Origin of the sequence: Arthrobacter sp. (genome assembly GCF_031179985.1) — a bacterium.
Lineage (GTDB): Bacteria > Actinomycetota > Actinomycetes > Actinomycetales > Micrococcaceae > Arthrobacter.
In genome coordinates this window covers 7,159-20,907 of sequence record NZ_JAPSHJ010000038.1, presented here as the reverse complement: position 1 = coordinate 20,907, position 13,749 = coordinate 7,159, and the positions used below count along the sequence as shown (strand labels likewise).

The window sequence follows — 13,749 nt, the reverse complement described above, 5'->3', positions numbered from 1 at the left end:
CTAGAGGGCTCCGCCGGTGGGGCCTAAGACATCCCCGGCAGCATTCCAGGCCGCAATTTGGCACCCGTCCGTACGCGCGAAGCTGACGTCTACAGGCGTTCCGTCCACGATTCCCGTGACCGTGGCGCGTTGCGGGCCGCCGTACTGCTGGGTGCACGCCCGGTCCGTACTGCGGGCTGGCGCATTCAGTATTGCAGGGTGATTCTTGAGTGCTGTGCAGGCAGCGTCAGCCTGGGGATGTTTGCTTTCCGCGGCAGGCGCCCCATCCTGGCACACCAGGGTGTAATTGATGGCAGGTTCGGTTTCCGAAGGGGTTACCACGATGGCAAGTTCCACGTTGCCTTGCCCCGGTCCGGTACCAATAGGGGACTCTAAGGGCGGAGATGGTGCTGGCTCGGTAGTTTCGACGTCGGGTGGGACTGTGGGCGTGGCCGGAGCCGAAGGCCGGGCTGAAGCAGAAGCGGTGCCATCTGAGGCCGTCCCCGTTGGTGTGGGGCCAGCCGCTCCGCCGCCGGGGGAACAAGCTGCCAGAGCGGCGGCAGCAGAGACTGCGAGCACTCTGTGGATGAGCCCGTTGCGCATTACCCGTTCCCCTCTGTTTCCCCTATTCTATCGCCGGCTATCCCGGCAGCGGCAGCCGTGTAGCTGGCTACTCTATAAATGCCTCTGCCGCCGGCTCCGCTGACGCGGCGATCAGGCCCGTCATGGACGTGTGGAGCTGAGTGACTTGCTGCCGGGTCAGGCCGAGCCGCGCCATCATGGTGCCAGGCACAGCCGTTGCCTTTTGACGGAGGGCGGCTCCCTTGGGTGTCAGCTCTACGGCAAGGGCACGCTCGTTTCCCGCCGCCCGGCCACGGGTGATCAGGCCTGCGGCTTCCAGTCTTTTGAGCAGAGGGGAGATGGTGGCCGGTTCCTGGCTCAGGGCGTCACTGATGTCCCGAACCATCCGTGGACTGGATTCCCACAGGCACAGCATCACCAGATACTGCGGATGGGTGAGCCCCAGCTTCTCCAGCACCGGCTTGTACGCGGCCACGACATTGCGTGCTGCCACCGTGAGTGCGAAGCACAACTGATGCTCCAAGAGGAGGAGTTCGTCATCGTTGACCTGACCGGTGGTGACCTTCACCCCGCTGATCTGCCCTTGGCCGGTTGCAAGCTGCTGCTTCATGATTCTCCTAAGTTAGTGCACTAATGATTAGCGTACACTTATGGAGAGAATGCGTGAGGCCGGCTGGTGCGGGCGGCGTGGCAGCGCCCTGCGGTAGCAACGGTAAGAAGACAAAACCTGGAGGATTTCAGATGGCGGCAAAAGAAAACCGGGCACAGAGGTTTATGCGTGCCACCGGAAAGCTGCGGGCGATTTTCGGCCCGGCCAATCGCAGTTCCCTTTCCCACGAAATGACCGAAGAGAACAAAAAACTGCTGGCCAGCCGCGAGACCGAAAGCCAGCAGTGGGAAACGGTGAAACGCCCGGACGGAAGCACCTACGTCGTCCCCAAAAACCCCGGGGACAAATCACTCCGTTAGGCCCCGGCCAATCCGGAAACACTATGCCTTTGGGGCTTTTTCGGCTCTTCGGGCGTAAAATTGGCTCACTGGAACCGCCAGACAGCAGGAGCTCTGCTGGACCGGGAATGCGGGGAAGGGGGTGGTAATTGTGGCTCGCGTAATGAACGGCTTTATCAACGTGACGGAGAGGCTCAGGTTCTTCTTCGGCCCTGCCACTCGCGGAGATTTTGATTCACCCGTTGTTCACAAGCATGACGAGTTCGAGAGGGCTTCCGAGGAGGAATTGTCGCATTTCGAGGTCGAAACAGATTCCCATGGCCATCACTACGCCGTTCGTAAAGACGGTACGTGAAGCCCGAAAAAGAAGCACCGGCTGCCAGGCAACCGGTGCTTTCTCTTTGTGATTCTTGAGCTGGATACAGGGGTAAGGCTGGACCAGAGACCTGTCCAGGTTAGCGTCCGGTGCCGCCGTATACGGTAGCCACATCTTCGCTGTCCAAATCAAATGCCTTGTGGATCGCACGCACAGCGTCATCCAGAAGGTCGGCATGGGTCACCACCGAGATGCGGATCTCAGAAGTAGAGATCATGTTGATGTTGATGCCGGCGTCGGACAGCGCCTTGAAGAAGGTGGCCGAGACACCGGGGTGGGAGCGCATGCCCGCCCCGATAAGCGACAGTTTGCCAACGTTCTCGTTGTATTCGATGCTCTCGAACCCGATTTCTGCATGCGCAGCATGCAGCGCCTTCAGCGCATCCGCGCCTTCAACAATCGGAAGCGTGAAGGAGATATCGGTGCGGCCGGTGCCGTGCGTGGAGACGTTCTGCACGATCATGTCGATGTTGGAGTGCGCGTCTGCGATGACCTGGAAGATCGCCGCGGCCTTGCCGGGAATGTCCGGAACGCCAACCACGGTGACTTTTGCTTCGGAACGGTCGTGTGCAACGCCGGAGATGATTGGCTGCTCCAAGGCAACTCCCTCTTGAGTGGTGATCTTGTCATCAGCACCGGGCATGACCCAGGTGCCTTCGTTCTGGCTGAAAGACGAGCGGACATGCAACGGAACGCCGAAGCGCCGGGCATACTCCACGCACCGCAGGTGAAGGATCTTGGCGCCGGACGCTGCCAATTCCAGCATCTCTTCACTGGAGATACGGTCAATCTTCTGGGCAGAGGGCACCACCCGCGGATCTGCTGTGTAGATGCCGTCGACGTCTGTGTAGATCTCACAGACGTCCGCCTCCAAGGCTGCGGCCAAGGCAACAGCGGTGGTGTCTGAACCGCCACGGCCAAGGGTGGTGATTTCGTTCGTGCTGCGGCTCATGCCCTGGAAGCCTGCCACGATGGCAATGTGTCCCTTGTCCAAGGCGGTCCGGATCCGGTGCGGGTCGACGTCGATGATTCGGGCTTTGCCGTGAATACCGTCGGTGATCATTCCGGCCTGTGAGCCGGTGAATGACTGTGCGGAGGCTCCGAGCTTGTTAATGGCCATAGCCAGCAGGGCCATGGAAATTCTCTCGCCGGCGGAGAGGAGCATGTCCATTTCACGGGCGGGCGCTGAATCGGTTACCTGGGAAGCAAGGTCAAGCAGTTCGTCGGTGGTGTCGCCCATCGCGGAGACAACCACAACCACCTCATTGCCTGCCTCCTGCGCATCCACCACGCGCTTGGCTACCCGCTTGACGCCGTCCGCATCGGAAACCGAGGAGCCGCCGAACTTTTGCACGATGAGCTGCTTGGTGACGGCAGTGTTGTCGGGCAGTCCTTGTGACTGGGACTCGGTATTCACTTCGGTAGTGGGCATACTCATGCGCGCACCCTCACTGGACTAATCGGGTTTCTGAAGGCCAGGCGGCCATAGTGGCACGACGGCGTAACTTATTTGGGTCAGTTTATCGCCGGGGGAGGTCCGGCGCTGAATTGTGACCGAATGGTGGCCGCGGCGGAACAGCTGACGAGGGGCTTTCCGCGTAGCATCGGATAATCATGGACCACGTGTGTCTTGGAAGCACCGCGGCTTTCAGGCAGTCCCGGGTCACGAAAAATTGTTGGGGGACAAGTGCAAGACGGCACGGACAATAACGGCAGTCAGGCAGCAGCTGGCCGTATCAGGGAGGTGCCATCCGCTGATTCGCCGCTCCCTGATGGGCCACTCCATGAAGGGCCAGCAAGCGGAATTATCGCCCGAGGGGTGAGCCGGAGCTTTGGAGCGGTTCACGCCGTCGAGCATATGGACTTTCATGCGCCGGCAGGCAAAGTGACGGCCTTGATCGGGCCCAATGGTGCAGGCAAAACCACCCTGCTGCTGATGCTGGCCTCGCTCCTGGCCCCGGATGCCGGAACCATAGCCGTTGACGGGCTGAACCCCTCCACCCAGCGAGCTGAAGTGAGGCGAAAAGTGGGCTGGATGCCGGACACTCTGGGTGTGTGGGAGTCACTGACAGCCCGTGAGATCCTCACCCAAATGGCCCGTTTCTACCGCCTGCCCAAACAGGGAATCCCCAGCCGTGTGGCGGACTTGCTGAACCTCGTCAGGTTGGCTGACCTCGCCGACCAGCCGGCACGGGTCCTGTCGCGCGGGCAACAACAGCGCTTGAGCCTTGCCAGGGCTCTGATCCATGACCCATCAGTGCTTCTACTGGACGAACCGGCCTCAGGCCTTGATCCTGGTTCACGGGTGGAACTGCGCATCATGCTGCGGGAACTCGCCGAGGCCGGCAAGGCCATTGTCGTCTCTTCGCATGTCCTGAGCGAGCTGGATGAAATCGCTGACGGGGCAGTGTTCGTCAACCAGGGCCGCACCGTCAACAAGCAAACTGTGGAGGAAGCGACGGCGCGAGGACGGCGATACGCAATTTCCGCCGTCGACACCGAGTCACTTTCCCGGAAGCTCACCGAGCTTGGACTCGCCTTCCGCATCGAAAGCAGCCGCAGGCCGGCCGTCAGCCTCATGCTGATGAATGACGACGACGCCGTGCGGCTGCTGAGGGGCCTCATCCTGGCCGATGTCCCCGTCCTTTCGTTCGCCCCGGCGTCCGGAGCGCTCGAAGAAACCTATATGACCCTCGAGGTGGAACAGCAATGAGCCAGACAACCAGCGGGTCGCACAACACCGCAACTGGCATGGGCGTCGCTGGCTATGCCGGCGGCATCCGGGACGTCATAGTCCTCGAACTCAAACAACGGCTGAGGTCCCGTGGCTGGTACATCATGCTGGGAATCTGGTTTCTCCTGACTGCCCTGGTGACGTGGCTGACGTGGGCAAGCTGGAACGCCAGCCAGGCGTACCGCACCCAAGGCGGCGATTTTGGTTATGTGGCCGGACCAACAGGCCCGGGTTCGATGATTTTTGAAATCGTGCTGGCCTTCGTGTTGCTCTTTGCCTTGCTCGTGGCGCCGGCGCTCTCGGCGAATGCCATCAATGGGGACCGCAGTGGCGGAACGCTTGCCATCCTGCAGATCACCCTCCTCACGCCGGGACAGATACTCTGGGGAAAGTTCTTAGCAGCCTGGCTGGCTGCGCTCGCTTTCCTCGTCACCAGCACCCCGTTCCTGATTTTCGGCGTCGTGCAGGGTGGTCTGACCCCGGGGCATGTGATTGTTGCGCTCCTGATGCTCACGGTCGAAGTGGGCATCGTGTGCGCCGTGGGCGTGGGGATTTCAGCGCTGACAGCACGTCCGCTGTTTTCCATTGTCACTACCTACCTGGCCGTTGCCGCGCTGGTTTTCGGTACCGTCATCTCCTTTGGCCTCGGCACGGGTCTGACGCAGGGAACCATCAGGGCGAACCAGGCGAACTATTCCAACTCCAGCCCGCTCGTCCCGGAAGGCGAGCCCGCTCCTCCTGCCTACACCTGCAGCGGACCCTTGCAGGAGGAAAGAGTGCCACGGACAGAGCGAGTAGCCTGGCTACTCGCAATGAATCCCTATGTTGTGGTGGCGGATGCCATCCCCTACCCCGATCGCGCGGGAGGCGGCTACTTCTACTCCGGGGGCGCCATTGAATCCATCAGTCAGGGCGCTCGCTATGCGGTGGCCGGACCGGAGGGTACGTACCCTTGCGCCAACGGTGAACCGCAGGATCCTTACCTGAGCCAGACGACACCGATGTGGCCCTTGGGACTGGGGCTTCAACTGATACTCGCCGGGCTGCTCATTTGGCTGGGTTGGCGGTCGCTCCTTACCCCGGCCCACAGGCTGGCACGGGGAACCCGCATCGCCTGAACCCTTCCTGCTTGCCGGCGCGTTCGTGTGCTGGACAGCCTGCTGGCAGAGGCTCACGATTGGAACGTGAGCCCGGACAACGACAAGGACCAACCCGAGCCGGTCTATGAACTGATCGGGGAGGAAGCTCCTGGTTTCCACTCTGACCAGGGGCTTGGCGGCGGGGAAGGCAGCAGCGGTGCAGCCGGCACTCCAGGCGCAGCAGGTGTTGCCTTGCGGCGGGCACTCAAAGACTGCTGGGCATCAGTTCGAAGCCTCAAGTTCTGGTTGCAGTCGCTCACTGTTTTCCTGCTGTCGTGGGCCAGCGCAGTCCTCCTCGTCATTGTGCTTGTGACCGGGGGGACTTACACCACTGACGCCCACTTCTGGGCGTACATCCTCACTGCCGCACTGCTCGTGCTGGGGGCCTCGTTGCTGGCTTTCCTTTGGGGCTTGTCGATCCGTCAAACTGCGGATGATGCCGGTTCTACCGGCTTACTGCATGCATGGTTCTTCGCTGCTGCGCGAGGCATGGCCTTCACCGTTGCCAGTACCGTGGGACTGCTCATTCTCGCCACAGCCTCGAACGCACCTGCCGAGCTTGCCGGAGTCGCGGCGGGGGTTATGGTCTTTGAGTCTGTCGTTTTCGCGGGGATCGCAACCGGTGCGGCATGGTTGCTACCCGGGAGAGGAGGACAGCTTCTTGCCTGGTCGACGACTGCGTTTCTGCTGCTTGGGAACGTCGCCGCCGTGATCGCCTTACTTCCGGCTGTGCGGCAGTACGAACCAGCCCGGGTTGTCCTTAACGTACAGCGGGACGATTTTGGCAGGATTGCCTCCTACGAGTGCTCACCGGAGTTCTTGGGCATTGTTGAGGTCTTCCACACGGAACGGGTCGTCTGGTTGGGGGTCTCGCACCCGCTGCTCATTTTCGCACTGTTTGCCGGGGAGGCATCTCCCGGCACCGCTTCCGTTAGCTGGCTGCCAGCGGAGCTTGAGACAGCTGGAGCGGGGACCCAGATTCCATGCGTGGGGTCTGCAACTGCAGGGGCGAATGAGCAGGGGGAAACTCCGGTTCCTCTCGCCCTCACCGGCATCGGTACTCAACTGGCCATGGCCGGTACTCTGCTGCTTGCCGGTCAAGCCGCTTCACGGCGTCGCGAATGGCTTTTGTCTTCCTGACCAAAGGCACGGAGGCAGTCCCGGCCGGGCGGCCGAGCTAGCTGAGTGCGTTTCGGCGCCCCTCAAAGGCGCGGCCCAGCGTGACCTCGTCGGCGTACTCGAGGTCCCCACCCACGGGGAGCCCCGATGCCAGGCGGGTGACAGTGATGCCGATTGTCTTGAGCATCCGCGCGAGATACGTTGCCGTCGCTTCACCTTCGAGGTTGGGATCAGTGGCGATGATGATTTCCTGAATGGCGCCGTCATTGAGCCGGGTAAGGAGTTCGCGGATCCGAAGCTGCTCAGGGCCGATCCCCGCAATAGGGTTAATGGCTCCTCCGAGCACGTGGTACCGGCCCCTGAAGGACCGCGTCCGTTCGACCGCCAGAACATCCTTGGATTCTTCGACAACGCAGATCACTGAGGGATCGCGCCTGGGATCGCGGCAGATGTTGCAAAGCTCCTGCTCGGTGACGTTTCCGCACACGGTGCAGAACTTCACGCGTTCCTTGACCGTGGTGATCGCCTCCACCAGGCGCTTCATGTCCTGGGGATCAGCCTCGAGGATGTGGAACGCCAGCCGCTGGGCCGACTTCGGACCGACGCCAGGCAGCCGCCCCAGCTCATCGATGAGCTCTTGAACTGCACCCTCGTACACTGTGTCCTCGTTCGTTCGGATGGATCTTGCTCGGATGGATCATGCTGGTTGATTCGGAACCCCGCGCGCAGGTTCTGGCTCTCAGCAAGAAAGCTGAGAACGGGAACTAGAAGCGCGGTGGAAGGGGACTGCCATCCAGGGAGCGTTCCTCCACGAGCTTTCCGCCCAGAATACGCTCGACAGCGGCCCGGCCAAAGACTCCGGATTCTTCAATGGTTTCATCATCAGCGCTGGGGACGTCCTGGACGAATGCGGCGCCGGTGTCAGCGGTGCGCGCAGGAGCTTTGGCCCGGCCGGCCTCCGCCTCCGGGCTGCTGGACAGCCGTTGATACAAGCTTTGCCGGACGGCTGTTTCACCCGGCGACGTAGCTGCCGAGACTGTGTAGGCCGAAGGTGTGTTTTTGGTCGGAGCTGGCGGGCTGGTTATTGAAGACTTCTTCGGAGGGGCAGGCGCAGGCGAGGTTGCCGAGACACCTGCCGGACCGGCCATGGCTCCCACAGGCTGCGGGACCTGCGCCGCAGCAGGCTCGTACCGTGGAGCGGGTGCGGGCGATTCCGCAGGCATGTTTGAAGCAGTGGCAGGGCTTGGCAAGGAAGCAGCCGCGGACACAGGCGAATCGGCTGATCCGTTCTGCGAACCAACATTAGACTCTGCGGCAATGACCCAGACCCCCGGAGCCTGCTCGCGTGCATGTGCCCAGGGGTCGCTGGTGGCGGGCCGTTGTACTTCGGAGGCGGGATCGGGGCCGGTGATCGGAGCCTTTGAGGTCGGAGGTGGTCCAGGCCTCGATTTGGTCTCAGCATTGGCGGCCGGCTGCCGGAGAGGTGTGTGCCGTCCGGGGTCGGCGGGAGGTTCCCAGTCCATCGGGGGCTCGTCGTCCGGCGGCGGAGCGTCTTCGTCGCGGGGCGGACCCCAATCGTCGTCCGGATAGGAGTAGGAACCCCCTGAGTCCTGCATGTTGACGCTGGCGGCGTCGTTCTTTGCGGCACCTGGTGTACGTGATTCGTCCGTGGATGGGTGCCCCGGTGCTGTTGGCGTGTTTGCATCTGCGGCCGCATTCGCCACGGCAGGACTGGGCACAGCAGCCGGTGCTGGAGCGGGTGCAGCAGCGGGAGTTTGGGCAGGAGCGGATGCCGTAGCCGGATCGAGGCCCCAGTCAGCATCAGTGGATGCTACCGGAACCCCTCGGTTAGTAGGCGCTTTTGGGTTTGGCTCAGCGCTCGCTGCACTCTTGGATCCGCCCGCGACAGCTTCAATCTGGCAGTCGATGCCGATGGTCTTATGGATGGCTTGACGGAGGTTGTCCGAATGGTCAGCCCGGCCAAAGGCGCCTGCCAACCCGGATGTAGTGAAGGCGATGGTGAGTACCTGACCGTCGAACCGGGCAACCTGGGCATTGGGTTCAACCAAAGCCCACGTGCTGCGCTTGATTTTGGTCAGCGTCTGCAGAATGTCCGGCCACGCCCGGCGCAGAACCTCGACGTCGGACGAGCTCGCGCCCGGCCCGGGCGCTGCCGAAGATGCGGATTCTGCAGGGGAAGGAGGGCTTGCCGCTTCCGTGGACGGTGCAGCCGGAGATGCAGCTCTGGCTGCAGCGGCGGATCCCGCTGACGCTGCAGTAGGTGGCGTTGCGGCCGAAGGCGCTGCTTCAACCATGGAAGCTGCAGCAACCGCGGGGGCGGCTGCCACCTCGGGAGCTGCAACAACCTGAGGCGCGGCAGACTGAGGTGCGGCCGAGGGGCTTTCGGTGGGCTGGGCAGGTACGGCTGGCGGGCGTTGCCGCGCACCAGAAGCAGCCTTGGCATCAATACCGGCGGCGTCAGCGGCAGGGGTAGCGGGATCGTTTCCGGCGAAGCTCAGCCTGCGCTCCACACGATCGATCCGTGCAGCGATGCCACGCTCGGTTTGTTCGGTGCTCGGAAGCAGAATCCGGGCGCAGAGCAGCTCCAGATGCAGCCGTGGCGAGGTGGCACCTGTCATTTCAGTGAGTGCCGTGTTTGTCACATCTGCTGCCCGTGAAAGCTCGGCGGAGCCCAGATTGTGTGCTTGGTTCTGGAGGCGTGCGATCTGATCAGCAGGCATGCCGCGGAGGATGGACTGAGCGCTTTCAGGCATTGCCTTGACGATGATGAGGTCGCGGAACCTCTCCAGCAGATCCTCCACGAACCTTCGGGGATCGTGTCCTGTCTGGATGACACGGTCCACCGCGCGAAAGACTGTGGCGGCGTCGGAAGCTGCTATGGCATCGACGACGTCGTCAAGCAGGGATGCGTGCGTGTAACCCAGCAGCGCCACAGCCAGCTCATAGTCCAAGCCATTGGGTCCGGCTCCTGCCATGAGCTGATCCAGGACAGACAGCGAATCACGGACGGAGCCGCCGCCCGCACGGATGACCAGTGAGAGTACGCCGGGAGCTACCGGGACGTTCTCCTGCTTGCAAAGCAATTCAAGGTAGGCCATGAGCGGCTCCGGGGGAACCAGCCGGAAGGGGTAATGGTGAGTGCGGGAGCGGATGGTGCCGATGACCTTGTCCGGCTCCGTGGTGGCGAAGATGAACTTGATGTGCTCGGGTGGCTCTTCCACGATTTTGAGCAACGCATTGAAGCCGGCCGACGTGACCATGTGGGCCTCATCGATGATGAAGATCTTGTAACGGTCCCGCACAGGAGCGTAGGTGGCGCGCTCGCGAAGATCCCGGGCGTCGTCCACCCCACCGTGGCTGGCAGCGTCGATTTCGATCACATCGAGGGAACCTGCGCCTCCGCGGGCAAGCTCGATGCAGCTGGGGCATTTTCCGCACGGCGTATCGGTGGGACCTTGGACGCAGTTGAGGCACCGGGCCAGAATCCGGGCGGAGGTGGTCTTTCCACATCCACGTGGACCCGAAAAGAGGTAGGCGTGGTTGACGCGGTTCTTCCGCAAAGCCGTCATCAGGGGCTCGGTGACGTGTTCCTGCCCGATAACGTCCGCGAACGAGTCAGGGCGGTATCTACGGTAGAGGGCAGTAGTAACAGTCACAGAGAAAACCCTACCAATCGGGACAGACATAAAAGACCCCCCATGCACCCGCCAGAGCCCATTTACCCTTGCTACCTTCCGGTCCTGGGGGAGTTCAACAGGATGACGCCACATGAGGGGCCGTCAGCAACTTTACCTGAAGTTTTGACGTCGCCAAATCGAGTGTCCAACCCGCTTGCGAGACGGATCCAAGTGCGGCAGCGGTTGTGGCAGACGCGTAACGGAGCAAACAGGATCAGCGGGAGTGGCCGTCCACTGGCCAACTCATCAGGGCCGGTTCCTCATAAGGGTGGGCAGCACGCAGTGCCAGCACAACGTCGTCGAGCTTTTCGCTTTCCACGATGCATTCCACGCGGACCTCATCAACGTGTTCGGGTTGCCCTACGGCGCCTAAGTAAGGCTCAGCGCCGTCGAGCGGGATGAACCTTCCCACGCCACGGACGGTGAAGGAACAATGGGAATAGTTCCCGATCCTTCCGGCGCCGGCATCTCCAATTGCCGCCAGAACGGCGTCGGCATGGCTCTCCGGTATGTACGTAACCAGGGCATGTAGTCGCGGCATATGGCCATCATCCCAGCGCGGATCATTCTACGGCCAACGGACCGGCTCAGAAATGTCTTGCTTATCCGTGGCACACGGCGCAACATTGCGTATGTAAACCGATTGGGGCAATGTCAGGATTGTGAGTCACTGGGCCTGGCGTGGGGGTCGGACCCAGTAGCTCAACGGTGATGCCGTGAAGTGGGCGCATTGGGGGCGTCCATTTTAACGTTAAAGTCAGTCCCGGTTCCGCAGGCCACCTCCAGCCGTCGGCTGCTGCAGTCCAGCCAAGGCAGGAATCCACCCAATTTCCTCAATTGGGTGATGCCGAAAAGTTCAGGTAGTCTAGTATCTGCTTTTGATTCAAAAGCTACTGGAGAATTCGCCTAGCGGCCTATGGCGCACGCCTGGAACGCGTGTTGGGTTAACGCCCTCGGGGGTTCAAATCCCCCATTCTCCGCGTTTTGGCCCCGGTCCTGGACCGGGGCCTTTTGCGTGCCGGGTCTGTTTCGTTTCAGGTATCTGGATCAAGCTCCAGAGCCGCGGAACTTCAGACGCCTCTATCCTTCATATCCCAGGCGGCGAAGCCTGCGCCTTGCCGCCTGCTCGCTGGGAGCCTGACGTCCCAAGGCGAGCTGCACGACGCCGAGCGTAACTCGCGTAGCCAGCCGTACCGGCAGGGGGAGAGGACCCAGGCGCGCGGGCTGCAGCCTCAGGAGCTCCTGGTACTTTGGTTCAAGGCTGGACACGGCGGCAGCAAAAAGCACACGGTATCCGGGCTTCAACATCGGATGCAAAGGGGGGTTCCGGATAAAATCAACTGTCTCCCTGACGCTTTCATCAAAACGTAAGTCGCCGGCGTCGAACCAGCTGTCCAACTGCTTTTTCATCTCGGACTCACTGACGGGTGGCGCCTCGGCTCCCATCAGGCGGCCCGCCTGGGCCCACTCACGGACGTAAGCGTCAGGGCCGCCGGGGATGGGCCCGCCCCAGATTTTGTGAGTTTCCAGAAAAGCATCCGTAAAAGCGATATGGACCCACCGCAGGAGTTCAGGATCATTTGCGTAGTAGTGGCGGACCTGGCCGTGTCCGTCAACGTATTCGCCGCGGACCTGCTCATGAAGCCTGAGCACCCAGTCCGACGCTTCCCTCGCGGCTGTGGTTGATCCGTAGGTGACAGTCATAATCCACCGGATGGTATGGGCAAGTCTCCCCAGTGGGTCCTCGCGGTAGTGGGAGTGTTCGCGCACGCCAGCCAACACACCGGGATGGAGCGCTTGCATCAGCAGCGCACGGATGCCGGCCACAATGGTGCTCATGGAACCGTGCACGGTCCAGACAGCGGAATCCGGGGTGAAGTAGCCAATGTCATTTCCCTCCGCCAGCCGGGGCACCCACTCTGGAAGTGATACCGGATTGCCGTTCAGAGTGCGTCGGATTTCGGCCTGCCACTCCTTGAGGATGTTACGCATGCTCTATTCTCACTCAATCAATTATTCTCAGTGGGATTCACAAGATAACCTCAGGAGTTCCGCAAAGTTCTCTAAGCTTGAGCGGATTTTGGTCGATCAGGGTTCACAGGGTCCATGCCCTGTGGTCCCATTGGTTAGTAAGTCCGCAGGTTGGGGTTGGCGGACCGAGTCTTTTGGGAGTCCTTGAGTGGGAAATCACGCCGCAGCAACCGGGCCTGGCAGCCGTTCCAACGGCCCTTGCGCCCTTGCTGTCCGTATCCTGGGCGCAACTGTAACCGTTGCCCTCGCAGGTTTGGCCTTCGGCGTCCAGGGTCCCGGAAGCCAAAATCCGGTGGCGTCGACGGCGCATCCCGGCACAACGGCGTCGGGCGTCACTCCAGGCGCCGCGGGTTCCGCAGAGGGTGCGGGCGTTCATGATCCCGTCGGGTTCACTGCAGATCCTGCCGCCCTTATTTCCTTCAGCCGCTCCATTGTCAGGACAACGTCCAAAGACGGCAAGCATGAACTGAACGTTGCTATCAAAGATATGCGGCGCCCTCCTGCCGGTTCCCTCATGGCTCCGCTGGAGGTTCTGGTTCCGAGCTCGCCATTCGGTCTCCGCACCAGCCCGATGACCGGCGCCGCCGGCGAATTTCATTGGGGGCAGGATTTTGCTGCTCCATGCGGCACACGGGTCTATTCCGCCGATGCCGGTGTCGTCCGGGCGGTGGGCTGGCACCTGTGGGGTGGCGGCAACAGGGTGGAAATCGATCACGGCAACGGCCTCATCACCACGTACAACCACCTTGAGGCAATAGCAGTCAAAAAGGGAGAATCGGTCCAGGTAGGGGAAGTCATTGCACGGGTTGGTACCACAGGTTCTTCCACGGGTTGCCATCTCCATTTTGAGACCATCCTGAATGGGAAGCATGCCAATCCAGCCGACTGGAAGCTCCTGCCCACCAAGCAGGTTGATGAACTCGGATCCTTGGAGATGGTCAGCTACGCACCGGGCCAAAAACATCCCGACGGTGCCGAAACTCCGCAGTGGGCGATTCCCGTAGCGGCAGATGGAGCACACGAAGTCGACGGCGGACACGACCATTCTGATCCCGGCGCTGACGGTACATCCGGTCAGGATCCGAACCCGCCTTCACCTGCTCCTTCGCCCAGCCCATCCACGCCTGCGGTGCCGACACCGAC

Annotated in this window: 13 protein-coding genes, 1 tRNA gene and 1 other RNA gene; 7 read left to right on the top strand and 8 right to left on the bottom strand. The window is 61.7% G+C overall.

All coding sequences use genetic code 11. The features are described from left to right. Together RIN13_RS15435 and RIN13_RS15430 are read right to left on the bottom strand one after the other, a co-directional pair. Positions 1-336, bottom strand: a complete 336-nt coding sequence (locus tag RIN13_RS15435; RefSeq protein WP_309108217.1) for an SSI family serine proteinase inhibitor — start codon at positions 334-336, stop codon at positions 1-3. A gap of 313 nt (positions 337-649) precedes the next feature. Continuing rightward, positions 650-1,171, bottom strand: coding sequence for a MarR family transcriptional regulator (locus RIN13_RS15430; RefSeq protein WP_309108216.1), 522 nt, complete (start codon positions 1,169-1,171; stop codon positions 650-652). Positions 1,172-1,302: 131 nt separating this feature from the next. Here RIN13_RS15430 and RIN13_RS15425 point away from each other — a divergent pair, with 131 nt between their 5' ends. Together RIN13_RS15425 and RIN13_RS15420 are read left to right on the top strand one after the other, a co-directional pair. Then, positions 1,303-1,530: a hypothetical protein gene (locus tag RIN13_RS15425; RefSeq protein ID WP_309108215.1), complete on the top strand. Its 228-nt coding sequence runs from the start codon at positions 1,303-1,305 to the stop codon at positions 1,528-1,530. Positions 1,531-1,672: 142 nt separating this feature from the next. Further along, positions 1,673-1,864, top strand: coding sequence for a hypothetical protein (locus RIN13_RS15420; RefSeq protein WP_309108214.1), 192 nt, complete (start codon positions 1,673-1,675; stop codon positions 1,862-1,864). Positions 1,865-1,964: 100 nt separating this feature from the next. Here RIN13_RS15420 and RIN13_RS15415 read toward each other — a convergent pair whose 3' ends face one another. Continuing rightward, positions 1,965-3,323, bottom strand: a complete 1,359-nt coding sequence (locus RIN13_RS15415; RefSeq protein WP_309108213.1) for an aspartate kinase — start codon at positions 3,321-3,323, stop codon at positions 1,965-1,967. A 381-nt stretch (positions 3,324-3,704) separates the two neighbouring features. Between RIN13_RS15415 and RIN13_RS15410 the strand changes: the two genes are divergently transcribed. The 3 genes from RIN13_RS15410 to RIN13_RS15400 all read left to right on the top strand — a co-directional run bounded on the left by RIN13_RS15410 (position 3,705) and on the right by RIN13_RS15400 (position 6,898). Next, a complete protein-coding gene (locus RIN13_RS15410; protein WP_309108212.1) occupies positions 3,705-4,598 on the top strand; it encodes an ABC transporter ATP-binding protein in 894 nt (297 codons plus the stop codon). Then, complete coding sequence (locus RIN13_RS15405) at positions 4,595-5,737, top strand: ABC transporter permease subunit (protein ID WP_309108211.1); 1,143 nt, start codon at positions 4,595-4,597, stop codon at positions 5,735-5,737. The genes RIN13_RS15410 and RIN13_RS15405 overlap by 4 nt, the downstream gene beginning before the upstream one ends. 66 nt (positions 5,738-5,803) lie before the next feature. Further along, complete coding sequence (locus tag RIN13_RS15400; RefSeq protein ID WP_309108210.1) at positions 5,804-6,898, top strand: hypothetical protein; 1,095 nt, start codon at positions 5,804-5,806, stop codon at positions 6,896-6,898. 37 nt (positions 6,899-6,935) lie between these two features. Here the strand turns inward: RIN13_RS15400 and recR are convergent, their stop codons facing one another. The 4 genes from recR to RIN13_RS15380 all read right to left on the bottom strand — a co-directional run bounded on the left by recR (position 6,936) and on the right by RIN13_RS15380 (position 11,116). Further along, entirely contained in the window at positions 6,936-7,535 is a 600-nt protein-coding gene (gene recR, locus RIN13_RS15395) for a recombination mediator RecR (protein WP_247046165.1), read from the bottom strand. A 106-nt stretch (positions 7,536-7,641) separates the two neighbouring features. Beyond that, on the bottom strand, positions 7,642-10,584 hold the full coding sequence (locus RIN13_RS15390; protein WP_375164780.1) for a DNA polymerase III subunit gamma and tau: 2,943 nt from the start codon (positions 10,582-10,584) through the stop codon (positions 7,642-7,644). Beyond that, positions 10,583-10,679: signal recognition particle sRNA small type (ffs, locus tag RIN13_RS15385), an RNA gene on the bottom strand. The genes RIN13_RS15390 and ffs overlap by 2 nt, the downstream gene beginning before the upstream one ends. 110 nt (positions 10,680-10,789) lie before the next feature. After that, positions 10,790-11,116 carry a hypothetical protein gene (locus RIN13_RS15380; protein ID WP_309108208.1) on the bottom strand — a complete coding sequence of 109 codons (327 nt, stop codon included), beginning with the start codon at positions 11,114-11,116 and terminating at the stop codon, positions 10,790-10,792. A 354-nt stretch (positions 11,117-11,470) separates the two neighbouring features. Here RIN13_RS15380 and RIN13_RS15375 point away from each other — a divergent pair. After that, positions 11,471-11,555 (top strand) — tRNA-Ser (locus RIN13_RS15375). 100 nt (positions 11,556-11,655) lie between these two features. On the opposite strand, the gene RIN13_RS15370 is transcribed toward RIN13_RS15375, so the two are convergent. Beyond that, entirely contained in the window at positions 11,656-12,567 is a 912-nt protein-coding gene (locus RIN13_RS15370; RefSeq protein WP_309108207.1) for an oxygenase MpaB family protein, read from the bottom strand. Positions 12,568-12,754: 187 nt separating this feature from the next. Between RIN13_RS15370 and RIN13_RS15365 the strand changes: the two genes are divergently transcribed. After that, a partial coding sequence (locus tag RIN13_RS15365; RefSeq protein WP_309108206.1) for a M23 family metallopeptidase occupies positions 12,755-13,749 on the top strand: 995 nt, incomplete at its 3' end.

Bases quoted from the DNA above. Each gene is read 5' to 3' on its own strand.
- RIN13_RS15430 (WP_309108216.1), bottom strand. From the start codon at position 1,171: ATGAAGCAGCAGCTTGCAACCGGCCAAGGGCAGATCAGCGGGGTGAAG.
- RIN13_RS15425 (WP_309108215.1), top strand. From the start codon at position 1,303: ATGGCGGCAAAAGAAAACCGGGCACAGAGGTTTATGCGTGCCACCGGA.
- RIN13_RS15420 (WP_309108214.1), top strand. From the start codon at position 1,673: ATGAACGGCTTTATCAACGTGACGGAGAGGCTCAGGTTCTTCTTCGGC.
- RIN13_RS15415 (WP_309108213.1), bottom strand. From the start codon at position 3,323: ATGAGTATGCCCACTACCGAAGTGAATACCGAGTCCCAGTCACAAGGA.
- RIN13_RS15405 (WP_309108211.1), top strand. From the start codon at position 4,595: ATGAGCCAGACAACCAGCGGGTCGCACAACACCGCAACTGGCATGGGC.
- RIN13_RS15390 (WP_375164780.1), bottom strand. From the start codon at position 10,584: ATGTCTGTCCCGATTGGTAGGGTTTTCTCTGTGACTGTTACTACTGCC.
- RIN13_RS15380 (WP_309108208.1), bottom strand. From the start codon at position 11,116: ATGCCGCGACTACATGCCCTGGTTACGTACATACCGGAGAGCCATGCC.
- RIN13_RS15370 (WP_309108207.1), bottom strand. From the start codon at position 12,567: ATGCGTAACATCCTCAAGGAGTGGCAGGCCGAAATCCGACGCACTCTG.